Here is a 25,350-nt window from a genome sequence, read left to right on the forward strand (position 1 = left end):
AGGGGGACTGTGACATGGACGCCTTCGCGGACCTCGGGCGCGTCGACCGCGCGCCCTTCGTCGGCCGGAACCGGGAACTGGACCGGCTCGACGCCCTGTCACGCGCCAGGAACGGCGGCGCCGGACCGGTGGCCGTGGACGTCACGGGAGAGCCGGGCATCGGCAAGACCCGCCTGCTGACGGAGTTCGCGGTACGGGCGAGGGGCCGCGGGGTGACGGTCCTGCACGGCCGGGCGGGATCGGCCGCCGGGGACGGCACCCCCTTCCAGCCCTTCGTGGACGCCTTCGCCGACCTGGACGACCACGACCGCGCCACGGCCCCGGACCTGGCGGAACTCGCGGAGCTGGTCGAGTGCGCCGGAGCCGGGGGCGCGGGAGTCCCGGGCGTCGGCGTCCGGGGCGCGGGAGTCCCGGGCGTCGGAGTCCGGGGCGCGGGAGTCCGGGGCGTCGGCGTCGAGTGCTCCAAAGTCCGGGGCGTCGGCGTCGAGTGCGCCGGAGTCCAGGGCGTCGGCGTCGACGGTGTCGGCGTGGAGCGCGCCGGCGTCGAGCGCGCGGGCGTCGACCGCGCGGGCGTCGACCGCGCCGGACACGTGCGGTCGATCGCGGCGGCGGTGGGGCGGGTCGCGGCGCCCGGGCTCGTGCTCGTCCTCGACGACCTCCAGGAAGCCGACCCCGCCTCCGTCGCGCTCCTGGACCACCTCCTCCGGCACCCGCCGAGGTCGCCCGTCCTCCTCGTCCTGGCCCGGCGCGAGCGCCAGACCCCACCGGCCCTGGCCTCCGTCCTCGCCCGCGCCCAGGACACGGGCGCGCTCGCGAGCCTGGTGCTCCTCCCGCTGACGCCGGAGGACTGCGCGGAGGGCCTCGGCCCCGGGCTGCCACCGGAGCAGACGCGGGCGATCCACACCGCCAGCCTCGGCAACCCCCTCTACTACCGGGCCCTCACGGCCGCCCGTACGCCCGGCACCGGCCCGGCGGGCGCCCCGCTCACCGAACTCGCCGCGCTGGACCGCGCGGAGCGCTCGCTCGTCGAGGCGATCGCGGTACTCGGCCCCCACGCGACGACCGAACTGCTGACAGCCGTCACCCGGGACGACGACGCGAACCCTTCCCCGGTCGCGGAAACGGGCACGGCCCTGAAGGAGTTGGCGCGGCGTGACCTCGTCCGGGGCGGGCCGGACGGGCGTGTTCTCGTGCTGCGGCATCCCGCGCTGCCCGAGCTGCTCCTCGGCGCGCTCGACCCCTGGCGCCGCCGGGAGCTGCACCGGCGGGCCGCGGCCGCACTCGCCGGGGCCGGGGCTCCCGTGACCGAGCGCGCCCCGCACCTCGTCCGGGCCGCGACCGTCTGGGACCCGGCCACCGCCGCCGAGCTGACGGAGGCCGCCGAGCGGATCGCGCCGGCCGACCCCGCCCGCGCCGCCGACTGGCTGGGGGCCGTGCTCGACCTTCTGCCCGACGCCCCCGAACACCACGCCACCCGGCGCGAACTGACGCTCCGCCGGGCCCGCGCCCTCGGCTCCGCGGGACGCGTAGCGGAGAGCCGGGACCTCCTCCACCACCTCATCGACGGCACCCACGGTCAGGAAGGGGGAGCCGCGGACGCGGAGCTGCGGACCTCGGCCGTACTGCTCTGCGCCTTCATGGAGCGCCACCTCGGCCGCTACCCCGAGGCGGACGCCCTGCTCCGCCGCGAACTGGAGCGGACCCCCGGCCCCCGGCCGGACCTGCGGACCTGGCTCGTCGTCGAGTGGGGCTGCCGCGCCCTGTTCGCCGCCCGCTACCCCCAGGTCCGCCCGGTGGTCACCGAGAACCTCCACGAGGCCCGGCGGCGCCGCGACGACGCGGGGACGGCCGAGCTGCTCACCCTGGCCGCCCTCGGCGAGGCGTACGAGGGGGAGACCGCCGCCGCCCGCGCCCACGCCGCCGGGGCGGCGGCCCTCACCGACGCCTGCACCGACGGCCGGCTCGCCGACCACGCCGAGTCCCTGGTGCGCCTCGGCTGGAGCGAGGCCTTCCTCGAGCAGTACGGGACGGCCGAGCGGCACACCACCCGGGGCATCGCGATGGCCCGCCGCGCCGGACGCCCCTTCGCCCTCTCGCAACTCCTGCTCTGCTCGGCGTACGTCCACCTCCTGACCGGCAGGGTCGGCACCGCGCTCGACCGGGCCGAGGAGTCCCTCGCGGTCGCCCGCACCCTCGGCGGCGCCGAACTCATCGGGTTCAGCGGGGCGATGCGGGCCACCGTGCTCCTGTACGCCCGCCCCCTCGGCGACCCCGAGGCGCGGAGCGCCGCCGAGGCCGCGGCGGCGACCGTCGGGACCGCCGAGGGCTGGTGGGCCACCCAGGCCCGCTGCATGCTCGCCCACTCCCTGCCGCTCGACCAGGACCCGCACCGGGTCCGGGAGGTCCTCGTGCGCGCGGGCGGCGACCGTGACCTCTCCCGGCTCCAGCCCTCCCTGCGCCCCGGCTATCTCGAAGTCCTCACGGCCGCGTCCCTCGCCGCCGGAGAGCTTCCGGAGGCCGAGCGGATCGCCCGCCGGGCCCTCGCGGAGGCGGAGCCGCTCGGCCTGCCCGTCCAGCGAGGTGCGGCCCGCCGCGCCTTGGGCCGTGTCCTGGCCCGGCGGGGCGAACCGGAGGCCGCGGCCCGGGAGTTCACCGAGGCCGCGCGGGACAGCGCGCGCGCCGGGGCGGCCCTGCGCGAGGCCCACGGCCTGCTCCTCGCCGCCCCGCAGCTCCAGGCCTCGGGCGACGCGCCGCAGGCCGCCGCCGTTTGGCGCAGGGGCCGGCGGCTGGCCGCCGACTCGGGCGCCCGCATGCTGCTCGACCTGGCCGACCGCACCCGTCCCGCGCCGCCCCGCGACGATGCCACCGGCGGCCGCCTCGCCGTCCTCACCCCCCGCGAGCGGGAGATATCGGCCCTGGTGGCCGAGGGGCTCACCAACCAGGCCGTGGCCGACCGGCTCTGCCTGAGCCCCCGCACGGTCGAGAGCCATGTCGCCCGGGTCTACCGCAAGACGGGCGTGGAGACCCGCGCCGGACTGGCCTCGCTGGTCGTCAGGGACGAGACGGTGGGCCGTCAGTCCTTGCGGGGATAGGTGGCGGTCACCCGGCCCCGGGCATCGGCCGTCAGATACGCCACGCCGTAGGTGTCGGACAGATAGACGCTCAGCCCCGCCTCGCTGCCGAGGAGCGTCGAACCCGGGGTGACGACGAGGTAGCGGCTCGTCGGCTCGTCGACGCCCAGCTCCTTGTCGGCCCGCTTCATGAGCGCCGGCAGCGCGTCCCACGCGAACGCGTCCAGGTCGGCCGGGACCGCGCCCGGGAAGGCGGTGCCGCCCGGGCCCTGCCGGACGGCCACGTCACCGCCCCGGTACACGTACCGGTCGTACCGCTTCGTACTGCCCTTGACCAGCGACTCGGCCACCGCGTAGTCCGGGTACACGACGAACCCGGTGACCTTCGCCCCGCCCGAGGCCGCCTGCACGGCCGCGACGGCGGTCCGAACCCCGTCGGCCGTGAGCAGGTCGAGCTTCTCGGGAGCCTTCTCCTCGGCGGGCGCCGACGCCGTCCCGGGCCGCCGCGAGGGAGGAGCGCTGCTCGGCCCGCTCCCGGCGTCGGCCGGCCGCCACTCCCAGCTCATGGCGGCCACGGGAGCCCCGACGGCGAGCACGACCACGGCGGCCGACCCCAGGAACCGGGCGACGAGCCCCCGCCGACGCCGACCGACGACGGGCACCGGATCGGCCCCCACGGGCGCGGTGGCCGGGCCGCCGTCGGAAGCGGGGGCGGGGGCGGGAACGGAAGCGGAAGCAGAAGCCGGGGCGGGAACGGAAGCAGAAGCGGAAGCGGACGCAGAAGCGGGGGCGGGGGTGGCTGCGGAAGCGGAGGCTGCGGGGCCGGTGGTTGCGGCGGAAGCGGAGGCTTCGGGGGCGGGGGTGGCGGCGGAAGCGGAGGCTGCGCGGCCGGTGGTTGCGGAGGCGTCGGCGGGGGCGGACGGCGGCGCAAGGCGGAACGACGTCGTCCCGGCTCCTCCGGAGGCCGTCGCCCGCTCCTCCGGCGGCTCCTCCGCCCCGACCGCTGCCAGCGCGCGGTCGAGTTCGTCCGCGTCGGGGCGGGCGGCGGGGTCCCGTACGAGCAGCCCCGTCAGTACGTCGGTCAGCGCCCCCGCCCGCACGGGAACGGGCACGTCGTCCGAGAGGACGGCGGCGAGGGTGGCCAGGGTGTTCTCCCGGCGCAGCGGGTGGTGGCCCTCCACCGCCACGTACAGCAGCATGGCGAGGGACCAGAGGTCGGCGGCCGGGCCGCTCGTGCCGCCCCGGATCCGCTCGGGCGCCATGTAGTCCGGTGAGCCGATGATCGAACCCGAGGCCGTCAGGACGGTGGACTCGCGGATCGCCGCGATGCCGAAGTCGGTGAGCACCGGCCGCCCGTCCGGACGCAGCAGGACGTTGGCGGGCTTCACGTCGCGGTGCTCGATGTCCCGCTCATGGGCGGCGCGCAGGGCGGACAGCAGCTCGCGGCCGAGCGTGGCCGCCTCGGCCGGAGTCACCGTGCCCCGATCGAGCCGGTCCTGGAGGGAGCCGCCGGTGACCAGCTCCATCACGAGCCACGGGTAGGTGCCCTCGCCCGCATCGACGATGTGATGGATCGTCACCACGTTGGGGTGGTCGATCCTCGCCAGCGCCCGCGCCTCGCGCAGCACGCGCGCCCGCAGGGTCCTGGCCCCCTCGACGTCGTGATCGGCCATCGCGGGGTCCGGCGGACGCACCTCCTTGACCGCCACGTCGCGGTGGAGGGCCAGGTCGCGGGCGCGCCACACCGTGCCCATCCCGCCGCCGCCCAGCCGCTCCACCAGTTCGAAACGGCCGTCGATCACTCTGCTCACACGCACCCCTGTACTCGTGTCACACCTTGCTCCTCCGGGCGCCGCCGCCCGCCCGGCGGGGTCGGGGTTCCGACCCCGCCCACCTCGCCGTACACGTTCACCCGGTAGCGCCCGGGCGGCCCGTACGGCTCGGGGAGCGCGCGGAGCCAGACCCGGGCACCGCCCGGCTCCCCGTCGCCGCCCGGCCGCCCGCGTCCGGCCTCCCGCCGGGCCTCCTCCTCGACCACCTCGGCGGCGGCCGCGCCCCACACCCGCCCCACCTGCCGGGCCCGGGCGCGCAGGGAGCTCGCCGCGGCGGCGTGATCGCCGACCGACCGCCACAGGTCGGCGGCCCGCCCGTAGGCGCGGGCGGCCCTCTCCGGCGCACCGGCCGCGTCCAGGGCGTGCGCCGTGAGCCGGCTCAGGGCGGCGCCGTGGCGCCGGTCCTCCCAGCGGCGGACCTCCGCAGCGGCCCGCGCGAACTCCCGTGCGGCCCGGCCGGGTTCACCGAGAGACAGCGCACAGTACGCGAGCCAGGCCCTGGCCCGTACGCGCGCCGCCTCGTCGCCGTCGCCGTCCTCGGCAAGCCCGGACAAGGCCTCCTCCAGGACGCCGGACGCCTCACGCCAACGGCCGCGCTCCGTCTGCGCGATGCCCAGCGCGAGGCGTGTGAGGGCACTGAGCCGCCTGTCCCCGGCCGCCGCGTCGGCATGCCGGACCGCCTCCCGGAGAAGCACCAGGACCTCCTCGTCCCCGACCGGCCCGGCGGTGGACCCGGCGAGCGTCCGCGCGAGGGCGAGGCACAGCCGTGCCCGGTCGGCACCACGCGCGTGCGTGGCGGAGGCCGTCGGGCCGAGAGCGGCCCGGAGGACGGCGGCCGCCTCCCGGTGGGCGCCGGTGGCGCGGAGCATCCCCGCGAGCAGGAGCTCGCTCTCGGCGGCCGGCCGGAGCCGGCCCCCGGCGTGGTGATCCGCCACCGCGGCCCGCAGCAGGCCGAGGGCGGCCGCCGGGTCGTCGGGCGCGGTGACGCGGCCGAGCAGCGCCCGCGCCTCGGCGAGCGTCCCGAGGACGGCGGGGCCCGCCCGGTGCGGCGCGGCGAAGGCGATCAGCCGCCCGAGCTCCTGGCGCAGCGCGGCGGCCTCGGCGGCCGGGTCGGGGCCGGTGCCGAGCAGCTCCGCGCGGGCCCGGCAGCGCAGCAGCAGCACCGTCGCGGTCTCGGCGGCGGTGGCCCGCCCGGCGGTGTGCAGGGCCGTCGCCCGCTCGCCCAGTTCCGTGAGCCCGGCGCAGACCGTGGCCCCCGGTTCCGGGCCGCTGAGCAGTGCCCGTGCCCGCGAGACCAGTGCCTTGCCTCGCTGACCGGCCCGTTCGTGCAGGTCGGCGGCGCGGGAGAAGAGGGGGCCCGCCGCCGGCCGTGCCCGGCCCCGGCAGTCGAGCGCGGTCGCGTCCAGGGCGTGGGCGTGGTCACCGGGCGTGAGGGAGCCGCCCGCGCGCCGCAGAGCCGGCGCCGCCCGTTCCCAGGCGCCGCCGGCCGCGGGATGTCCCTCGGCGGTGAGCCGCCGGGCCCGGTGGAGCAGCTCGTACGGGTCCTCCGGTTCGAGGCGGAACTCGTCGGGCGAGCGGCTGCTCATGCGGGCTGCTCCGGAGGGCAAGGGGGAGGGGCGGGAGGTCCGTACGCGCCGGTCGGACCGAACACACAGGCCGGACCGACTCTCGCACCCCCGCCCCGCCCCGCACATCCGTAGAACTACGGAACCCTCACCCCGCACCCCCGTCGGCGGGAACCCGCCTCCGTACCGAACGGCCGCACTGCGCAGCGCCCGCCGACAGCTCCTCGGCTAGGGTGATTCGGTAGGGATTGAGCCCCCTGGGGCCAGGCCGATGCGTAGGTCGATGCGTTGGAGACTCATCAGTCGTCGAGCAGGGTTCCGCAGCCGCCCCGGGCGGCCGTCGGGGACGCGGGTGTGCTCCGCGAGCTGCTGCCGATCGCCCTCTGGCGGGAGGACGCCGAGGGTCGCATCGTCGAGTGGTCGCTCGCCGCCCAGGACCTCCTCGGCCACCGGCCCGAGCACGTCCTCGGCCGGCTCGCGACCCCGCTTCTCGTCCCCGAAGCGAACCGCGAACTCGCGGACCGGCTCACCGATCGCGTCCAGGCCGGCGAGACCATGGTCGGCACGCTGCCCGTCCGCCACCGCGACGGCCACACCATCGCCATGGAGATGTGGATCGTCCCCGCCGCCGACCCGGACGGACGCCCGGGGGCGATGCTCATCGCCGTGGAGACCTCCGAGGTCCTGCGGATGCGGGAGAACCTGGCGGCGATGGAGAGCCTCTTCACCCAGTCGCCCATAGGGCTCGCCCTTCTCGGCCCCGACCTGCGCTTCCTGCGCGTCAACGACGCCCTCGCGCGGATGAACGGCGTGTCGGCCGCCCGGCACGTGGGCCACCGGCTCACCGAGGTCGTGCCCGGCGTCAACGCCGCCTCGCTCGAGTCCCTCATGCGCGAGGTCCTGGAGAGCGGTACGGCCGTCGTGGACGCCCGCCGGGTCGGCCGTACCCCTGCGGATCCCGACCGCGACCACATCTGGTCCTGCTCGTACGCCCCGCTCGTCGACCGGACCGAGCGCCGTCCGCTCGGACTCATCGCCTCCCTCGTGGACATCACCGAGAGCCAGGAGGCGCACATCGAGGTCGAGCGTGCCCGCCACCGCTTCGCCCTGCTCGCCGAGGCCGGCGCCAGGATCGGCACCACCCTGGACCTGCAGCAGACCGCCGAGGAGGCGGTCCGCTTCCTCGTGCCCCAGCTGGCCGACTCGGCCGACGTGCAGATGCTGGAGTCCGTCCTCGAACCCGACGACCCGGCGGCCTCCACCCGGGGTGTGCTGCGGCGCCTCGCGGCCCGCTTCCCCGACCCGACCGCGCCCACGGCGCTCCTCGCCCCGGGCCAGACCTTCCAGATCCCCCTCGACTCCGTGTACGAGCAGGTCGTCGTCCACGGACGGCCCACGAACCTCTACGCCTCCGACATCCCGAAGCTCTTCACCGATCCGCGCACCGAGTCGCTCCGCACCTACCTCGCCACCCGCATCGGCTCGGCCCGCCTCGTCCCCCTGGTGGCCCGGGGGCAGGTGCTCGGGGCGGTCACGGTCACCCGGCTCCGCACCCGTGAGCCCTTCGACGCGCAGGACTGCGTCCTCATCGACGAGGTCGTCGCCCGCGCCGCCCTCAACATCGACAACGCCCGCCTCTACACCACCCAGCGGGAGGCCGCCCTCACCCTCCAGCGCAGCCTCACCAACAGCGAACTCCCCGACGTCAAGGGCCTCGAACTGACCGGCCGCTATCTCCCCGCGAGCTCCCACGACGTCGGCGGCGACTGGTTCGACGTCATCGCGCTGCCCAACGGCAGGACGGGCCTCGTCATCGGCGACGTCATGGGCCACGGCATCCACGCGGCGGCCGTCATGGGCCAACTGCGCACCGCCGTACGGACCCTGGCCCGGCACGACATCGCACCGGCCCGCATGCTGAGTTCCCTCGACGCCGTCGTGGCCGACCTCGGCGAGGACGAGATGGCGACCTGCGTGTACGCGGTCCACGACCCGGCCGACGGCGGCTGGGTCATCGCCCGCGCGGGCCATCCGCCGCCGGCCGTCGCCACCCCGGACGGCACCATCACCTTCCTCGACGGGCCGCCGGGCACGCCGCTCGGCACCGGAGCCCACGACTTCGGCACGGAGGAGGTCGTCCTGCCCGGGGGCGGACTCCTCGTCCTCTACACGGACGGTCTCATCGAGGCCCGCGACCGGGACCTCGACCAGGGCATGCGGCAGCTCGCGGCGGCACTCCGGCCGCTGGACCGGCCCCTGGACACGCTGTGCGACGAGGTCATCGAGCGGCTCCTCGCGGGAGCCGCCCAGGACGACGTGGCGATGCTCCTCGCCCGCACGACACGCTGAACTCCCGAGGGCCTACGGGAGCAGCCTGTGGAGGTCCCGGAGGAGGGCGATCTCCGCGCCGTGGTGCAGGAGTTCCTGGTTGACCCACCAGACGATCTCCAGGAAGGGGTTCTCCGCGTCGCTGCCGTGCGGGTAGGTGCAGTGGCCGACCGTGTCGAGCGCCTTGTCGTCGACGGACAGCAGCGCCTCGCGCCAGGCGTCGGCGGCGGCGTCGAAGGCCGCGAGGGCGGCGGCGGCGTCCCCGCTGACGGGGAAGTCGTCACGGGTCAGGCTGCGGCTGCCGTTCGTGTGGTCGGCGCGCAGCGCGAGCATCTCGGAGAGGTGGTTCAGCCGCCAGGCGATCGTCGTGAACGGCGGCGGCGCGGGGTGCGGCGGAGGCGTCGTGTCCCGGCCCCACTCCCCGGCGCCGACCAGCAGGGTCGCGCGCGCCCCCGGGCCGTCGGCGTGCCGCCGGACGGACCAGCAGCCGGGCCCCGGCTCCCACAGGTACTCCGCGTCGGTCATCGGCCCGACCTCGACGTCCGTACCGTTGCCGCTGTCCATCACCGGCCCAGCCATCCGGTCGGCGAGCCGCTTCCGGGCGAAGTCGAACTGGTCGAGAAGGGGGACGAGCCGCTCGGGCAGGGACACGGGACGCTCCGGATCGCACGGGGAAAGGGCGGTCGAACCCTGCCACAGGCCCCTGCGGGGCGCACGCGAATATCGGTCCCGGTCAGGGCAGTTGAGACCACGTCACGGGCCCACGACGTGGTGCGGCGGCGTGGGGCCGTCCGTCACGGAAGCCACCGCCACGACGATGCGAGGGACCACGACGATGTGGGGGCTGCCCGTCCCCCCGGATTCGGGCAGACCCCACCGTCGGCTCCGGGCCCACGAACCCCCGGGCGTCCGGAGTTCCGCGTGCCGGAGGGTCTCAGGTCCGGTCGATGTGCACGCTGGTCGACTTCACGCGGGCGGTGGCCTGCATGCCGACCTCGAGGCCCAGCTCCTCCACCGCCTCGCGGGTGAGCAGCGACACGAGCCGGTGCGGACCGGCCTGGATCTCGACCTGGGCGGCGACGTCGCCGAGCTTGACGGCGGTCACGATCCCGGGGAAGGCGTTGCGGGCCGAGGTGTAGGGCTCGTCGTCGTCCCCCTGGGAGCCCTGTCCGACCTCGATGGAGAAGGCGGCCAGATCGCGGCCGTCGATGAGGCGCCGGCCGTTCTCGTCGCGGTGGGTCGCGACCCGGCCCGCGTCGGCCCAGCGGCGTGCCGTGTCGGGGCTGACGCCGAGCAGGCGTGCCGCCTGACCGATGGTGTAGGACTGCATGACGATCACGTTAGGCGGTGAAAGATCTCATCTGCAAGGGATCGGAGATCGTCTCATGGCATCTGCCAGCCCACTTGGAGAAACCGACGAACGAACGCGGTGGCTCACGCCGTTCCCGAACGCCGCCCGACCGACTCGACCAGCGGAAGCAGCCGGTGCGCCACCCGCTCGCGCAGCGCGATCTCGGTCCGGGTGCGGACCACTCCGGGCAGCTGGATCAGCCGCTGGATGACGTCCTCCAGATGCCCGGCGTCCCGGGCCACCACCCGGGTCAGGAGATCGCCGCCGCCGGTGATGGAGAAGGCCTCCACGATCTCCGGCACGGCCGCGAGGGCGTCGCCGACCTCGTCCAGATGCCCCTGGGTCACCTCGACGTGCACGAAGGCGAGTACGGGGTGCCCGAGGGCGGCGGGGGAGAGGACCGGCCCGGTCGCCGTGATCACCCCGTCCCGCTCCAGGCGGTCGATCCTCGCCTGCACGGTGCCCCGCGCCACCCCCAGGATCCGCGCGTACTCGCGCACGCTCGTCCGCGGCTGCTCGATCAGCAGCCGCAGGATCCGCGTGTCGAGTTCGTCCACCGCCATGCTCCGTCGGCCTCCTTCGCCCCGCCTCGTCCGATTTCCGACTGTACCCATGCCGCCGCGGGGACAACGCTGCTCCGTTCGCGGGACGGACGGATCTGGGAGAGGCTCGTCGGGATCGGCTGACGCGCGGCCGTGCACGTCCGGCGGGAGCGACGACGAGTGGACGCATACCGTGAGCAGGAGCATGCGGGGCCGCCCCGGCCCGGGGGTGGCACACCCTGGGCCGCGGAGACGGCGTGGGGCGACGCCGTCCTCGACGCCGTCTTCACCCAGTCCGACATCGGACTCCACGTGCTGGACACGGACCTCCGCATCGTCCGGGTGAACGCCGTCGTCGCCGAGCTCCACGGCGTGCCCGCCGACCGGGTCCTCGGCATGCCCGCGGTCGAGGCGTACGCCTCGTACGCCGGTGTGCACATCGACGAGGCCGTCCTGCGCGAGGTCCTCGCGACGGGCCGCTCCGCGACCGACCGGCTCGTCACCCGGCGCTCAGCCGGCGCCGAGCGGCCCCAGCACCCCGAGCACGTCTACTCGGCCTCCGCGCACCGCCTCCAGGACGGCGCGGGCCGGGTGCTCGGCGTGGTCGTCACCAGCATCGACGTCGCCGACCGCGAACGGGCGGAGGCCCGGCTGCGGCTCCTGCACGACGCCCACGAGCGCATCGGCACCGGTCTCGACGTGGAACGCACCGCCCGGGAGCTCGTCGACGTGACCGTGCCCGCGTTCGCCGACTCCGTCGTGGTCGCCCTCACCGACGCCGTGTTCCGCGGCCAGGACCCGGCCCTCCAGTCCAGGGACACGGTCCCGCTGCTGCGCTGCGCCGCCACCGGCAGGACGGATCACGGACCGGAGGTCCCGGAGGCCGGCGCCGTCCTGCTGCCGGGGATCTTCGGGGACCGGCTGCCGACGCCGGAGGACCCGTTCCCTCCGGCGGGGACGGGCGACGGCCCGGTGAGGCGCCTCGTCGTGCCCCTGACGGTACGGGGGCAGATCTTCGGCGCGGTCGCCTTCCGGCGCCTCGACGACACGGAGCCGTACCGCCCCGACGACCGCGCCCTCGCCGACGCCCTCGCGTCGCGCACGGCGAACTGCCTGGAGAACGCCCTCCGGTACACCCGTGAACACATCGTCATGACCGCCCTGCAGAGCTGGCCGCCGCCCAGGGAGGAGGCCACCCAGAGTGCCGTCGACGTCGCCCGCCGCCACCGGCCCGGCGGCAGCGGCGCCGGTTCCTGGTGCGACGTGATCCCCCTCCCGGGCGCGCGCGTGGCCCTCGTCGTGGGGCAGGTCGAGTCCCGGGGGCCCGGTGCCGTCGCCACCATGAGCAGGCTGCGGACCGCCGTCCACAGCCTGACCACGCTCGACCTCGACCCGCACGAACTCCTCGCCCGCCTCCACGCGACGACGCTGCGGCTCGCGGCGGAGGGCATGGAGACGCCCGGGGCGCGAACCACCGGGCCGACCACCCCCGGGGCCGCCCCCGGGGCCGCCCCCGGAACCGACCCCGAGGTCGCCCCCGGAACCGCCCCCGGAACCGCCCCCGAGGTCGCCCCCGGAACCGACCCCGAGGTCGCCCCCGGAACCGACCCCGAGGCTGCCCCCGGAGCCGGCCCCGAGGCCGCCCCCGGAACCGCCCCCGGAGCCGCCCCCGGAACCGCCCCCGGAACCGACCCCGAGGCCGCCCCCGGAGCCCTCGTCGGAGCCGGCCACGGGGTCCTCCCCGTCACCGCCCCCGCAGCCCTCCCCGCCCCCGCCGACCTCCACCCCACCGCCGGCTGCACGATCGCCGTCCACGACCCCGTCGACGGCCGGCTCGACATCGCACGCGCCGGTGCCTCCCTGCTCGTCGTCGTCCACCCCGACGGGTCCGCGGACGACCGGCCGCTCGACGACGGCCCCCTGCTGGGCGGCGAAGGCCCGCCGTTCGCCTGCGCGACGCTCTTCCTCCCCGAGGGCAGCACCGTCTGCCTGGCCTCCGCGGGCGAAGGGCCCCGGACGGAGGACCTCATGGCGGCCCTGGCCCACCCGGAGCGCGACCCGGAGGCCATGGCCGACGACGTGGAACGGCTCCTCGCCCCCGACCGGGTCCTGCTCCTCGCCCGCACCCGCCATCTGCCGCCGGGCGAACTCGCCGAGTGGGAGGTCCCGCACGACCTGTCCGCCGTGGCCACCGCGCGGACCCACGTCGAGGACCGCCTCAGGCGCTGGAACCACCCCGCCGACCCCTTCACGGTGACGCTCGTCGTCAGCGAACTCGTCACCAACGCCCTTCGCTACGGCGCCGCTCCCGTCACCCTCCGCCTCATCGCCGACGGCCCGTCCCTCACCTGCGAGGTGACCGACGCCGGGCAGGCCGCACCCCACCTCCGCCACGCCAAGGCCGTCGACGAGGGCGGCCGCGGCCTCCTCATCTGCGCCTCCCTCGCGGACAACTGGGGCGTGCGGTACACCGACGACGGAAAGACCGTATGGGCCGAACTGGGCGGCAACGGCGCCTAGCGAGAGGGCCCGGTGGTCCGTTGGTCCCCCGATGGCCCGATGCGAGCGAAAAGCGCTGGGCCAATGGCCCAGTGGTCCGGTGTTGAGTTGAGCCGGCGGCACCCGGATGGTTTCCTTGTCGTATCCAGGTACTTTCGGCGCCGCGCAGCGCCGGGGCGGCGACGAGGCCGGTCCGGACCGCGGCGCCTTCGTCGTGTCCGCGTGCTCCCACCACCCCGGGACCCCACGCGACAGGCGGAAGGCAAGACAAGGGGGCGGCTCACCGCCGTGAAGAGGATGTTCGTGGCGCCGGATCCGGGGCGCGTCAGGCTGAGGAACTCACTGCGAGCCGTCGTGGGGATCGCGCTCGCCGTCACACTCGCGGAGCTCGCCGGGCTCTCGCTGACCGCCTCCATCACCGGTGGCCTCGCCGCACTGCTCGCGCTGTTCACCGTGACCGACACCACCGTCCGCGCCCAGGCCGTGACGACCCTGCTCCTGCCGGCCGCCGGATTCCCCGTGCTCGCCGTCGCCACCGCGCTGCACGACCTGACCCCGCTCCGCGACCTCGCCTTCCTCCTGGTCGTCTTCTGCGGCGTCTACGCCCGGCGCTGGGGCCCGCGCGGGCACGCGCTGGGGATCTTCGCCTTCATGAACTTCTTCACCACCCAGTTCCTGCACGCCGTGCCCGGCCAGCTCCCCGAGCTCTACGCCGCCGTCGGCATCGCCCTCGCGGCGGCCGCCACGGTGCGCTTCGTCCTGTGGCCGCTGGAGCGCCGTACGCCCCCCGCCGCCGTCCCGGCCCCGCTGCCCGGCTCCGGCCTCTCCCGCGTGACCACCCGGCAGGCCGTGCAGGCCGCGGCCGCCTGCGCCGTCGCCCTCGGCATCGGCCAGGTGCTCTCCGAGGACCGCTGGTACTGGGCCGTCGGCACGACCTGGTGGATCTTCGTGAACACGGTGTCCCGGGGCGAGACGCTCGTACGGGGCTTCCGCCGGGTCCTGGGCACGGTGATCGGCATCGCCGTCGGCATGGTCGTCGCCATCCCGCTCCACGGCGCCCCCGCGCCCACGGCCGTTCTCGTCGCGCTCTGCGTCTTCGGGATCTTCTACGCGGCACCCGTCTCGTACAGCTGGATGATGCTCGCCGTCACGGTGATGGCCGGGCTGCTCTACGGACTCCTCGGCGTGCTCGACCCGGCGCTGCTCGTGCTGCGCTTCGAGGAGACCGCCGTCGGCGCGGTCTCCGCCGCGCTCGCCGTGCTCCTGATCCTCCCGGTCACCACGCACGCGATCAACGACGCCTGGATCCAGCGGGCCCTGCAGGGCGTGCGCGCCGCCACCTCCGCCTCCCTGCGGCGGCTGTCCGGCGACCCGGACGCCGACCCGACCCCGCACGCCGCCGAGCTGGAGCTGCTGCTCGGCCGCGTACGGCTCTCCCTCGCGCCGCTGGTCCATCCGCTCAGCCCCTTCCGCGGCCGGAAGGCCCGGGCCCGCCAGGTCCTCGCCCTCCTCGACGAGTGCGCCGACGAGGTGCGGGGTCTCACGGCGGTGGCGGCCGACCCGGCCGCGAGCCACGACGCCCGCCTCGCGGCGGCCTGCTGGCGCGTCGAGGCGGCCGTGGAACGGCTGACGTCGCCGGACGGCGGCCGTGCCGCCGACCACGAAGCACCGGCCGCCACGGCGGCCGCGGGACACGGCGCACTCGGCCACGTCAGCGGTCTGGAGAAGCTCCTCGCCGCACTGGACGAACCGCTGCGCACACCCCCGGGCTCCCTGCTCGTCCGCTCCTGAGACTGTGGGGCTCTTCCGAGGCTCTGAGCCTGTGGTGCTCTGAGGCTGTGGTGCTCTGAGGCTGTGGTGCTCTGAGGCTTCGGGGCCGCCCGGACGTGCAATTCGTACGTCCGGGCGGCCCTTGCCCGTCCGCTCCCGCGTGCCCACGCTCCCCGCTTTGGTCTAGACCGCCTGCTACCGTCGGCCCGACGAGACGACGGCCGGTCGACCGCGACCGGCCCCGGGGACAGGGGAGGCGCCGTGGGCGGCACAGGGACGGATCAGGGCCGGAGCGGGGCACGGGCGTACATCGGCTCCTTCACCTCGGCGGGCGGCCGAGGAGTCCTCGCCGCCGACGTGGACCGGGAGACCGGCGCCCTGACCGTCACCGGCACCGGCACCGGCGACGCCGTCGCCGACCCCTCCTTCCTCGTCCTCGCCGGCCCCGTGCTCCATGCCGTGTCCGAGACCGACGCGGGAGCCGTCGCCGCCTTCGACATCACCGGACCCGCGCCCCGGCCGCTCGGCGCCCCCGTCCCCGTCGACGGAGCAGGCCCCACCCATCTGGCGCTCGCCGCCGGACACCTCCTCACCGCCAACTACACCTCCGGCAGCGTCACCGTCCTGCCCTTGGCCGACGACGGCACCGCCCGCCCCGCCACCGCCGTCCTGCGGCACGAGGGCAGCGGCCCCGTCGCCGACCGCCAGAGCGGCCCGCACGCCCACCAGGTGCTCCCCGACCCCAGTGGAGACTGGGTCGTCAGCGTGGACCTCGGCACCGACTCCGTACGGATCTGCGCCCTCGACCCCGCGACCGGCCGGCTCACCCTCCACGGCGAGACCGCGCTCCGCCCCGGCACCGGACCGCGTCACCTCGCCTTCCACCCGGCCGGCACGCACGCGTACGTCCTGAACGAGCTGGAGCCCACCCTCACCGTCTGCCGCTGGGACGCCGCCGAGGGCGTGCTCGAACCGCTCGGCGAGACCCCCGTCGTCCCCGAGGGCAGCACCGGCCCCAGCTACCCCTCCGAGGTGGTCGTCGCCCCCGACGGCCGCTTCCTGTGGGCCGCCGTGCGCGGCGACGACACCCTCGCCGTGCTCGCCCTCGGCGCGGACGGCGCCGAGGCCCGCCTCGTCGCCACCGTGCCCTGCGGCGGCACCTGGCCCCGCGACCTGACCCTCGACCCCGCCGGCAGGCACCTTTACGCGGCGAACGAGCGCTCCGGCGACGTCACCTGGTTCACCCTCGACCCGGAGACCGGCATCCCGTCGCGTGCGGGTTCGATCGAGGCCCCCGCCGCCTCCTGCGTGGTCTTCGGCTGAGCCGCCGGACTCCCGCTGGACTCCGCCGGCCTCCCACTGGCGTCCCCCGGACACGACGAAGGGCCCGCACCGGACGATTCCGGAGCGGGCCCTTCGTCGTACGCGTCAGAGCGAGGGCGCGCCCTGCGGCTGCTGCGGCGGAATGCCCAGCGCGGCCGTGTACTGCGAGAGCACCAGCTTGCCGATGGCCGGGTAGGCGCCCAGGGGCTCGGCGGCGGCGCAGCCGGCCTCCTTCGACGCCTCGTCGAGGAGACCCTCGGCCAGCTCGGGGCCGATCAGGTACGGGGCGAGGGCCAGCTGCTCCGCACCGGCGGCGCGCAGCTGCTCGGCCACCGAGGCGATGGAACCCTCCTGGTCGAGCGCGGCGGCCATCACCGGGACGGCGAGGCGCGCGGCGAGCAGCATGCCGGTGATCCCGGCGGCCTGCACGGCCTCCTCGCCACCGACCGTCGCCAGGATGATGCCGTCGGCGGCCGTCGCGACCGTGAACAGCCTCGCCCGGTCGGCGCGGGCCAGACCGGCCTCGGAGAGACGCACGTGCAGCGCCTCGGCGAGCAGCGGGTGCGGGCCGAGGACATCGGTCAGCTCGGCGGTGTTGCCGCCGTCCATGAGGGCCTGGCGGACCTGGCGCATCTGGGCGCTGTCCGGGCCCGCGAGCAGCGGGACGACGACGGCGGCCGGGCCCGTCGGCGCGGTGGCCTCGCGGCCGGCGGCCAGGGCCAGCTCGTACCGCTCGGTGCGCAGCTTCTCGGTCGCCGCGAGGACGGTCGAGAGCGAGGGGTACTCGGTGTCGTCGCCCTCCAGGAAGCCGATCGCGGCCTCCAGGCCGGGCAGCTCGGAGCGGGCGATGCTCACGACCTCCTCGGCCAGCGAGCGTATGGCGGCGGACGGCGCGCCGGGCACGGCGAGAACCAGTGCGGGAGCGCCCTCGGGCGCCGCCGCGGGTTCGGGGCGACGGTGCCGCCCGGACTGGCGGGGTCGAGGCATTCGTACAGGCAGGCCGGAAGCAGGCCCAGTGGGGGAGCTCATGGCGCCGCATGCTACTGGTTTCGCCCCCCGCGCCGTTGGCTGAGGTGCGGTCACGTGCCTTCTGCCCCTCTATGTCCGCTCTCGGTCCCGGCTTCCGTTCCGCTTTGGTTCCTCCGCCGCCTCTTCCCGGCCTGCTCCGGCTCTCGCCCACCACCTCCCACCTGGGCGGACGGCCAGGCCTAGACGACCTCGGTGCCGAACAGCCGGAGCAGTGAGGCGTCCTCCGGCAGGCGCAGGGTGCCGGAGGCGAGGGCGGAGGCGAGGGCGACCGCCCCGGCGAGCGGATCTCCCGCCGGCTCCACCGTCCGGGCCCGCGGCAGCAGCTCCCCGAGGGCGTCCCGCAGCGGTACGAGGAGGGGCTCGCCCATCTTGAAGAGCCCGCCGGTGAGGGCCACCAGGGCCCCCGGCCCCGCCGGACACGCGGCCTCGGCGGCCTCGGCGATGTGCGCGCCGGCCCGCGCGAGGATGCCGGCCGCCACGGGATCCTCCGCCGCGCGCCGCCCCACCTCGGGGGCGAAGGAGGCGAGCACCGCGGGACGGTCCGTACGCGGGTAGAGCACGCCCGGCAGCCCGGCCGCCGGCCCGAAGAGCTTCTCGGCCCCGGCGAGGAGCGCCGCCGAGCCCCCGCGCCGCCCGTCGTGCGCGCGCATCGCCGCCTCCAGGCCCGCCCGGCCGATCCAGGCGCCGCTGCCGCAGTCGCCGAGCAGGTGCCCCCAGCCGTCGGCCCGCCGCCAGGACGTCAGATCCGTGCCGAGCGCGATCAGACCCGTACCGCCCGCGACGACGACGCCCGCCCGCTGCCCGATGGCCCCGGCGTACGCGGTGACCGCGTCGGCCGCGAGGGCGACGCGGCGCACCCCCCATGCCTCCGCGAAGGCCGCCGGGAGCTCGGCCCGCAGCTCGTCCCCGAGGGTCGCCATCCCGGCGGCGCCCACGCCCACGGCGAGCAACGGCCGCGCACGGAAGGGCTCCGCGAGGTCCCGGACGGCGGGCAGCACCTGCTCCAGGAAATGTCCGGCGGAGATCCCCCCGGGGCCGGTACGCACCGGCTCGCGCAAGGAGACGCTCTCCAGGACGACGCCACTGGCAGCCTCGCCCAGGGCAACCCGAAGCCCGGACCCACCGGAGTCGATGCCGACGACAAGACCGTCGGACTGCTCGTTCACCAGATACCTCCGAAGATGTCCCGGCTTTCGGGCCGGGTAGGAATCGGACTCCTGCGGAACAGGGAATTGGCGGGTGTTGCGGCGTCAGGGCGGGGCATTGTATGCCGCATGCTTGGGTGACTGGGACCGGTGCCGGTGGATCTGGAACGAGTCCGTCGCCAAGTCCAGAGCCGTGCACCTGCACAACAAGGCCACGGGCGAGAAGCGGACGTGTGGCCCGGCCCAGCTCGACAGGATGCTGCGTGAGCCAGAAATCCCCAGGTCAACCCTGGAGGGCGAGGACTTTCTCCCTTCAGGGAGGGGAGGACTCGATGTAGGCCGGTAGAGTGACGGACCGTGACAGCGCGACCCTTGAACGAACTGGTGGAGCCCGGCTGGGCGGAGGCTCTGGGCCCCGTCGCGGGGCGTGTCGCCGCGATGGGTGACTTCCTGCGGGCGGAGATCGCCGCGGGCCGGACCTACCTGCCCTCCGGGCCGAATGTGCTGCGGGCCTTCCAGCAGCCCTTCGACGAGGTGCGGGTCCTGATCGTGGGTCAGGACCCCTATCACACACCGGGGATGCCGATGGGGCTCAGCTTCTCGGTCGCCCCCGAGGTCCGCTCGCTGCCCCCCAGCCTGGAGAACATCTTCCGGGAGCTGCACACCGACCTCGGCCTGCCCCGGCCGTCGAACGGCGACCTGACGCCGTGGACCCGCCAGGGCGTCCTGCTCCTCAACAGGGCCCTGACCACGGCCCCGCGCAAGGCGGGCGCGCACCGGGGCAAGGGCTGGGAAGAGGTCACCGAGCAGGCCATCCGCGCGCTGGCCGGCCGCGGCAAGCCGCTGGTGTCGATCCTCTGGGGCAGCGACGCCCGGAGGGCTCGTCCGCTCCTCGGCAATCTGCCGGCGATCGAGTCCGCGCACCCGTCCCCGATGTCGGCGGACCGGGGTTTCTTCGGCTCCCGCCCGTTCAGCCGGGCGAACGAGATGCTCCTCGGCATGGGAGCCCAGCCGGTGGACTGGCGCCTGCCCTGAGGGCGGAGGGGCGCCGGACGGACCCGGCGCCCCGATCAGCGGGTCAGACCCGGTGGAAGTAGAACTTCTGGTTGGGCTGGTAGGTGCAGTCCCACAGCCGGGCCGGGGCCCCGTTGTCGGTCCGCCAGTCGGCGATCTCCAGGCACTTGCTCGACGCGTAGGTGAAGTCCGGGTAGATCATGCCCGAGTTGCCGTACCAGGTCTGGTTGGCGCCGTAGTGGCAGTCCCACTGGTCGGCCACGGCGCCGTTGTAGGTGCCCCAGTCGCGGATCTCCAGGCACTTGCCGCTGTTCAGGTTCTTGTACCAGTACGGGCCGGTCGAGGACCCGGGTGCGTAGTACCGCGCCCACTTCTGGTTCCTCCCGCCGGTGCAGTCCCACTGCCGGACGGCGGCGCCGTCGTTCATGCTCCAGTCGGCGACCTCCAGGCACTTGCCGGAGGTGTGCAGGGGCTGGAGCTCGAAGACGCCGTCGAGGACGAGGTCCTGGGCCTGCGCGGGCGCGGCCGTGAGTCCGAAGAGCATGCCGATGGTGGCCGCGAGCACGAGCAGACCGCGGCGGGCATGGGAGAGCAGGCTGAGCTTCATGGTCCTCTGCAATCAGGCAGGCCCCGGCCGACGGCCGGGAAGGCGGCCCCATGATCGCATGCCCGTGCGAAAGAACTCCCCTGTCTCCAGCGGTACTTGAAGAGGCTCGGCGGAATCCGCGGTTCCGTCAGATCACCGCCGCCCGCACGCACAGCACGTCCGGCAGGTGCTCCGCGAGCAGCCGCCAGCTGTCCCCGTCGTCGGCGCTCGCGTACAGCTCGCCGTTCCGGTTGCCGAAGTAGATGCCCGCGGGGTCCGCATCGTCCGTGCACAGGGCGTCCCGCAGCACCGTGCCGTAGTGGTCGTCCTCGGGCAGGCCCCGGGAGAGCGGCTCCCAGGTCGCGCCGGCGTCCGTGGTGCGGTAGACGCGGCAGCGGTGGCCGGCCGGCACCCGGTCGGAGTCGGCGGTGATGGGGAAGACGTAGGCGGTGTCGGGGCGGTGCGGGTGCGCGGCGATCGCGAACCCGAAGTCCGAGGGGAGTCCCGAGCCGATGTCGGTCCAGCTCCCGCCGGCGTCGTCGCTGCGGAAGACCCCCCAGTGGTTTTGGAGATAGAGCCGGTCCCGGTCGCCCGCGTCCTGGGCGATCTTGTGGACGCACTGCCCGAACTCGGGGTGCGGGTCGGGCAGGAAGACCGCGGACACGCCCTGGTTGGAGGGCGCCCACGCGGACCCGCCGTCCCGCGAGCGGAACACCCCCGCGGTCGACACCGCGACCGTCAGGGCGTCCGGGTCGCGCGGGTCGGTGACGACGGTGTGCACGGCCTCGCCGCCTCCGCCGGGCACCCACTTCGAGCGCGTGGGGTGCTCCCAGAGCGGGCGGACGAGCTCGAACGACTCGCCGCCGTCCGCCGACCGGAAGAGCGCGGCCGGCTCGGTCCCGGCGTAGACGACGTCGGGGGAGTGCTCCGGTGCCGGGTGCAACTGCCAGACGCGCTCCAGGGAGGCCCCGGTGTCCTCGGGGAACTTCACCGCAGGCCGGGCCGGTTCGGTCCAGCTCTTGCCGAGGTCGTCGGAGTGGAAGACGGAGGGGCCCCAGTGGGCGCTGTCCCCGCCGACGAGCAGCCGCGGGGCGGGCCGCCGGGTGTCGATGGCGACGGAGTACACCGCCTGCGCGGGGAAGGCGGGATCGTCGAACTCCCACCGTCCGTCGTGTCGCCGGCCGATGAAGAGACCCTTGCGGGTGCCTACGGTGAGGAGTACGTCGGGCATGGCTGCCACCTCCAGGACGCCGTTGTCGCGGATACGGGCCAGTCTGCACCCGCCCACTGACAACGGCCCCCGCAGACACCCCGGGCCCGGCCGCGGGCCGTCAGATCGCCCAGGCGTACTGCGAGGGCGCCGGGGTCGTCGCGCCCAGTTCGCGGGCCGCCCGGCGGGGCCAGGAGGCGTCGCGGAGGAGTTCGCGGCCGAGGAGGACCGCGTCGGCCTCGCCGTTGGCGAGGATCTTCTCGGCCTGCTCGCTCTCGGTGATCAGGCCGACGGCGGCGACGGGCAGCCCGGTCTCCGCCTTGACGCGGGCGGCGAAGGGCACCTGGTAGCCGGGGCCCACCGGGATCTCGGCCGGTCCGCCGTTGCCGCCGCTGGAGACGTCGAGGAGGTCGACGCCGTGCTCGCGCAGCAGCGCGGCGAAGCGTACGGTCTCGTCGACCGTCCAGCCCTGCTCCTCCAGCCAGTCGGTGGCGGAGATCCGGAAGAGGACGGGCAGCTCCTCGGGCCAGACGGCGCGCACGGCGTCGACGACCTCCAGGGCGAGGCGGGTCCGGTTCTCGAACGAGCCGCCGTAGGCGTCCGTGCGGTGGTTGCTGTGCGGGGAGAGGAACTCGCCGATGAGGTAGCCGTGCGCGCCGTGCACCTCGACGACCTCGAATTCGGCCGCCAGCGCGCGCCGGGCCGCGTCCGCGAACTGCGCGGTGATCTCCCGGATCCGGTCCACGGTCAGCTCGGTGGGCACCGGGTAGCCCTCGGCGAACTCGACCGGGCTGGGGCCGACGGGCTGCCAGCCCTCGCCCGGGTCGACGGGGCCGCGGCCCTCCCAGGGGCGGTTGGTGGAGGCCTTGCGTCCGGCGTGGCCGATCTGGATGCCGGGCACGGTGCCGTGCTCCTTGAGGAATCCGGAGATCCGCCGCAGTCCCTCGACCTGGGTGTCGTTCCAGAGGCCGAGGTCCGCCGGGCTGATGCGGCCCTCGGGGGCGACGGCGGTCGCCTCGACGAGGATCAGTCCGGCGCCGCCGGTGGCGCGGGCCGCGTAGTGGGCGAAGTGCCAGTCGCCGGCGACACCCGCGTTCGGCCCGCTCGTCTCCGCGGAGTACTGGCACATGGGCGCCATCCAGACCCGGTTGGGCACGGTCACGGACCGCAGGGTGTAGGGCTCGAAGAGGGCGACGCTCATGACGGACTCCGTTTCGGGATGCCTCGAAGATGCTCGTACGATACTCATCGTAGTACGGCACCTGTCAAACTACGAGGACTCTCGTACAATGGGTGGCATCCCGGATGAAGTGGAGCCGCCGCCATGACGACCACCACCAGCCCGCGCGTCCTCGAACACCCCACGCGCGACCAGATCCGCCTCGAAGAGGTGCTGCACGCCCTCTCGGACGCCGTGCGTCTGAGGATCGTGCAGGACATGGCGCGCGAGGACACCGAACTCAGCTGCTCGTACTTCGACCTCCCGGTGACCAAGTCGACCACCACGCACCACTTCAGGGTGCTCCGCGAGAGCGGTGTCATCCGGCAGATGTACCGGGGCACGGCCAAGCTCAACTGCCTGCGCAGGAGCGACCTCGACGCCCTCTTCCCCGGGCTCCTCGACTCCGTCCTCGCCGCCGCCGGCGCCCAGGCCGGGCGCGAGGGGGAGACGGCCTGACGGCCGCCGTCCCCACGCGAAGCCCGACGGTGGAGCCCCCGGCTACAGCGAGCGCATCCGGTTGATCTCCGAGGTCTGCTGGGCGATCACGTCGTTCGCCATCTCCTCCACGAGGACGTTGTTCCCCTCGCCCAGCACCTCGGCGGCCATCGTCACGGCCCCCTCGTGATGCGCGATCATCAGCTTCAGGAAGAGCTCGTCGAAGGCCTTCCCCTTCGCGTTCCGCAGCTCCGTCAGCTGCTCCTCGGTCGCCATGCCCGGCATCGAGTGGTGGTCGTGCGCGCCCTGTTGGCGCGGACCGCCGTTGTTTTTCAGCCAACCTTCCATCGCGCCGATCTCCGGCCGCTGCGCCGCCGCGATCCGCTCGGCGACCTTCTTCACCTGCGGCGAGGACGCCCGCTGCGGGGCCAGTGCCGTCATCGTCAGGGCCTGCCGGTGGTGCACGATCATCATCTGCGTGTACCGGAAGTCCGCCCCGTTCGGGCTCTCGTCGGGGAGCAGCCGGGCCGCCTCCTCGGGGGATATCCGCCGGGCCGGTTCGCCGGGCTTCCCCGGTGCCACCACCGCCGGGCCCTTCGAGGCCCCGGCCTGCGGCGCGTCCTTGGCGGGTCCCGACTCGCAGGCGCCCAGGGCGAGTACGGCGACGGCGGACAGGGCCGCGGCGACGACGGCACGCTGACGGCGGATCAACAACGCGACCTCCAGGTGTTCTTGCGGGACAGTGACCGTTCCTAGCACCTTTCTCCGGGGGACCGATCAAAAACCTTCATTACGTCTGTGTTGCCATCTGTTGAGATGTGCATGGCACGGAAGATACTGCCGGGGTCCCAACACCCGTTCAAAGCTGAACGGATACCAGGGAGGACGGAGTGACTTCGTTGCGTACCCCGCGTTCCACGTCCGACACGCGTGACCCGCGTGCCCGCATCAGACGCCTGGGCGTGGCATCCGCCGCCGCCGGGCTGCTCGCCACCATGCTCGTGGCGGGACCCGCGACCGCCAGCCCCGACCCCGGAGACACCGGCCCCGTACAGGGCGCGGTCTCCTCGCAGCAGGCCGACGAGGCGCGCGCCGCCATCCAGAGCGGCGAGATACCCGGCGTGGACGAGATCGTCCACAGCCAGAACATCGAGCACCTGGCGAACGTCCCCAAGGACGCCCTCAAGGGCCTCAACTCGGACCTCGCCTTCCAGGGCAAGTACGCCTTCGCCGGCAACTACGACGGCTTCCGGATCTTCGACATCAGCGACCCGAAGGCCCCGAAGACCGTCGCGCAGGTCCTCTGCCCGGGCTCCCAGAACGACGTCTCGGTCTCCGGGAACCTCCTCTTCCTGTCCACCGACTCCTCCCGCAGCGACAACTCGTGCGCCAGCACGACGCAGCCCGCCTCGGTGAAGGAATCCTGGGAGGGCATGAAGATCTTCGACATCAGCGACATCGCCAACCCGAAGTACGTCGCCTCCGTCGAGACCAACTGCGGTTCCCACACCCACACGATCCTGCCCAAGGGCAAGAACGTGTACATCTACGTCTCCTCCTACTCGCCCAACGTGGCCTTCCCTGACTGCCAGCCCCCGCACGACGGCATCTCCGTCATCAAGGTGCCGAGGAAGGCGCCCGAGCAGGCGGCGGTCGTCAACTTCCCCGTCCTCTTCCCGGGCGAGGGCCCGGACGGCGGCGGCAACCCGGGCGCGCCCACCAACCCGGGCGTCTCCAAGACCACCGGCTGCCACGACATCACCGTGCTTCCGTCGGAGAACCTCGCGGCCGGCGCCTGCATGGGTGACGGCATCCTCTTCGACATCAAGGACCCCGAGCACCCGCGGGTCATCGACCGGGTCCAGGACAACGTCAACTTCGCGTTCTGGCACTCCGGGACCTTCAACCAGAAGGCGAACAAGGTCGTCTTCACCGACGAGCTCGGCGGCGGCGGCGCCGCCACCTGCAACGCCCAGGTCGGCCCCAACCGGGGCGCCGACGGCATCTACGACATCGTCGGCAAGGGCGACCAGCGCAAGCTCGTCTTCCGCAGCTACTTCAAGATCCCGCGCCACCAGGCCGACACCGAGAACTGCGTCGCCCACAACGGCTCGCTGATCCCGGTCAAGGGCAAGGACCTCATGGTCCAGGCCTGGTACCAGGGCGGTGTCTCCGTCTGGGACTTCACCGACTCCTCCGCCCCGAAGGAGATCGCCTACTTCGAGCGCGGCCCGCTGTCCGCCACCACCATGGCGACCGGCGGCTCGTGGTCCGCGTACTACTACAACGGCCACATCTACTCGAACGACATCGCGAAGGGCTTCGACGTCCTGAAGCTCTCCGACCGTCGTACGGACCCGGCGAAGCGGATCCGGATGGACGGGCTCAACGTCCAGACCCAGCCGGACTACTTCGACGACTTCTAGGA

General features: G+C 74.5%; 19 protein-coding genes and 1 pseudogene. 9 read left to right on the forward strand and 11 right to left on the reverse strand.

Going from position 1 to position 25,350, the window contains the following annotated elements:
* The first annotated feature begins 14 nt into the window (after positions 1 to 14).
* Complete coding sequence (locus ACF07V_RS28920; protein ID WP_392158536.1) at positions 15 to 3,092, forward strand: AAA family ATPase; 3,078 nt, start codon at positions 15 to 17, stop codon at positions 3,090 to 3,092.
* On the opposite strand, the gene ACF07V_RS28925 is transcribed toward ACF07V_RS28920, so the two are convergent.
* Together ACF07V_RS28925 and ACF07V_RS28930 are read right to left on the reverse strand one after the other, a co-directional pair.
* A complete protein-coding gene (locus ACF07V_RS28925; RefSeq protein ID WP_392158537.1) occupies positions 3,074 to 4,882 on the reverse strand; it encodes a serine/threonine-protein kinase in 1,809 nt (602 codons plus the stop codon). The two genes, ACF07V_RS28920 and ACF07V_RS28925, sit on opposite strands and share 19 nt — an antisense overlap.
* The gene (locus tag ACF07V_RS28930; RefSeq protein WP_392158539.1) at positions 4,879 to 6,489 is read right to left on the reverse strand and encodes a hypothetical protein; all 1,611 of its coding nucleotides are present in this window, start codon (positions 6,487 to 6,489) and stop codon (positions 4,879 to 4,881) included. Before ACF07V_RS28930 ends, ACF07V_RS28925 begins: the two co-directional genes overlap by 4 nt.
* A 267-nt stretch (positions 6,490 to 6,756) precedes the next feature.
* Here ACF07V_RS28930 and ACF07V_RS28935 point away from each other — a divergent pair, with 267 nt between their 5' ends.
* The gene (locus tag ACF07V_RS28935) at positions 6,757 to 8,817 is read left to right on the forward strand and encodes a SpoIIE family protein phosphatase (protein ID WP_392158541.1); all 2,061 of its coding nucleotides are present in this window, start codon (positions 6,757 to 6,759) and stop codon (positions 8,815 to 8,817) included.
* Between the two features lie 12 nt (positions 8,818 to 8,829).
* Here the strand turns inward: ACF07V_RS28935 and ACF07V_RS28940 are convergent, their stop codons facing one another.
* From ACF07V_RS28940 to ACF07V_RS28950, 3 genes are all read right to left on the reverse strand, one after another.
* Positions 8,830 to 9,447 carry a DinB family protein gene (locus ACF07V_RS28940; protein ID WP_392158543.1) on the reverse strand — a complete coding sequence of 206 codons (618 nt, stop codon included), beginning with the start codon at positions 9,445 to 9,447 and terminating at the stop codon, positions 8,830 to 8,832.
* A 283-nt stretch (positions 9,448 to 9,730) separates the two neighbouring features.
* Entirely contained in the window at positions 9,731 to 10,126 is a 396-nt protein-coding gene (locus ACF07V_RS28945; protein ID WP_392158544.1) for a molybdopterin-binding protein, read from the reverse strand.
* 104 nt (positions 10,127 to 10,230) lie between these two features.
* Positions 10,231 to 10,710, reverse strand: coding sequence for an Lrp/AsnC family transcriptional regulator (locus ACF07V_RS28950; RefSeq protein ID WP_392158545.1), 480 nt, complete (start codon positions 10,708 to 10,710; stop codon positions 10,231 to 10,233).
* Between the two features lie 159 nt (positions 10,711 to 10,869).
* On the opposite strand from ACF07V_RS28950, the gene ACF07V_RS28955 reads away from it, so the two are divergent.
* From ACF07V_RS28955 to ACF07V_RS28965, 3 genes are all read left to right on the forward strand, one after another.
* Complete coding sequence (locus ACF07V_RS28955; protein ID WP_392158546.1) at positions 10,870 to 13,209, forward strand: SpoIIE family protein phosphatase; 2,340 nt, start codon at positions 10,870 to 10,872, stop codon at positions 13,207 to 13,209.
* 276 nt (positions 13,210 to 13,485) lie between these two features.
* Complete coding sequence (locus ACF07V_RS28960) at positions 13,486 to 14,979, forward strand: FUSC family protein (RefSeq protein ID WP_392158713.1); 1,494 nt, start codon at positions 13,486 to 13,488, stop codon at positions 14,977 to 14,979.
* Between the two features lie 240 nt (positions 14,980 to 15,219).
* Entirely contained in the window at positions 15,220 to 16,281 is a 1,062-nt protein-coding gene (locus ACF07V_RS28965; RefSeq protein WP_392158548.1) for a lactonase family protein, read from the forward strand.
* A 105-nt stretch (positions 16,282 to 16,386) separates the two neighbouring features.
* On the opposite strand, the gene ACF07V_RS28970 is transcribed toward ACF07V_RS28965, so the two are convergent.
* A complete protein-coding gene (locus tag ACF07V_RS28970; protein ID WP_392158550.1) occupies positions 16,387 to 17,310 on the reverse strand; it encodes a sirohydrochlorin chelatase in 924 nt (307 codons plus the stop codon).
* Between the two features lie 179 nt (positions 17,311 to 17,489).
* Entirely contained in the window at positions 17,490 to 18,479 is a 990-nt protein-coding gene (locus ACF07V_RS28975) for an N-acetylglucosamine kinase (protein WP_392158715.1), read from the reverse strand.
* Between the two features lie 118 nt (positions 18,480 to 18,597).
* Between ACF07V_RS28975 and ACF07V_RS28980 the strand changes: the two are divergent.
* Together ACF07V_RS28980 and ACF07V_RS28985 are read left to right on the forward strand one after the other, a co-directional pair.
* Positions 18,598 to 18,717: pseudogene (locus tag ACF07V_RS28980) on the forward strand (RNA-guided endonuclease TnpB family protein); the annotation flags it as partial.
* 95 nt (positions 18,718 to 18,812) lie between these two features.
* Positions 18,813 to 19,490 carry a uracil-DNA glycosylase gene (locus tag ACF07V_RS28985; RefSeq protein WP_392158551.1) on the forward strand — a complete coding sequence of 226 codons (678 nt, stop codon included), beginning with the start codon at positions 18,813 to 18,815 and terminating at the stop codon, positions 19,488 to 19,490.
* A gap of 43 nt (positions 19,491 to 19,533) precedes the next feature.
* Here ACF07V_RS28985 and ACF07V_RS28990 read toward each other — a convergent pair whose 3' ends face one another.
* From ACF07V_RS28990 to ACF07V_RS29000, 3 genes are all read right to left on the reverse strand, one after another.
* Entirely contained in the window at positions 19,534 to 20,076 is a 543-nt protein-coding gene (locus ACF07V_RS28990; RefSeq protein WP_392158553.1) for an RICIN domain-containing protein, read from the reverse strand.
* A gap of 127 nt (positions 20,077 to 20,203) precedes the next feature.
* On the reverse strand, positions 20,204 to 21,286 hold the full coding sequence (locus tag ACF07V_RS28995; RefSeq protein ID WP_392158555.1) for a WD40/YVTN/BNR-like repeat-containing protein: 1,083 nt from the start codon (positions 21,284 to 21,286) through the stop codon (positions 20,204 to 20,206).
* 100 nt (positions 21,287 to 21,386) lie between these two features.
* The gene (locus tag ACF07V_RS29000; protein ID WP_392158557.1) at positions 21,387 to 22,466 is read right to left on the reverse strand and encodes an NADH:flavin oxidoreductase/NADH oxidase; all 1,080 of its coding nucleotides are present in this window, start codon (positions 22,464 to 22,466) and stop codon (positions 21,387 to 21,389) included.
* 123 nt (positions 22,467 to 22,589) lie between these two features.
* Here ACF07V_RS29000 and ACF07V_RS29005 point away from each other — a divergent pair, with 123 nt between their 5' ends.
* Positions 22,590 to 22,943 (forward strand): ArsR/SmtB family transcription factor, encoded by a 354-nt coding sequence (locus ACF07V_RS29005; protein ID WP_392158559.1) that lies wholly within the window; start codon positions 22,590 to 22,592, stop codon positions 22,941 to 22,943.
* Between the two features lie 42 nt (positions 22,944 to 22,985).
* Here ACF07V_RS29005 and ACF07V_RS29010 read toward each other — a convergent pair whose 3' ends face one another.
* Positions 22,986 to 23,633, reverse strand: coding sequence for a DUF305 domain-containing protein (locus tag ACF07V_RS29010; protein ID WP_392158717.1), 648 nt, complete (start codon positions 23,631 to 23,633; stop codon positions 22,986 to 22,988).
* A 284-nt stretch (positions 23,634 to 23,917) separates the two neighbouring features.
* Between ACF07V_RS29010 and ACF07V_RS29015 the strand changes: the two genes are divergently transcribed.
* Positions 23,918 to 25,348: an LVIVD repeat-containing protein gene (locus ACF07V_RS29015; protein WP_392158718.1), complete on the forward strand. Its 1,431-nt coding sequence runs from the start codon at positions 23,918 to 23,920 to the stop codon at positions 25,346 to 25,348.
* The last annotated feature ends 2 nt before the right edge of the window (positions 25,349 to 25,350 follow it).

Origin of the sequence: Streptomyces sp. NPDC015661, assembly GCF_043077765.1 — a bacterium.
In the GTDB taxonomy this organism is placed as follows: Bacteria; Actinomycetota; Actinomycetes; order Streptomycetales; family Streptomycetaceae; genus Streptomyces.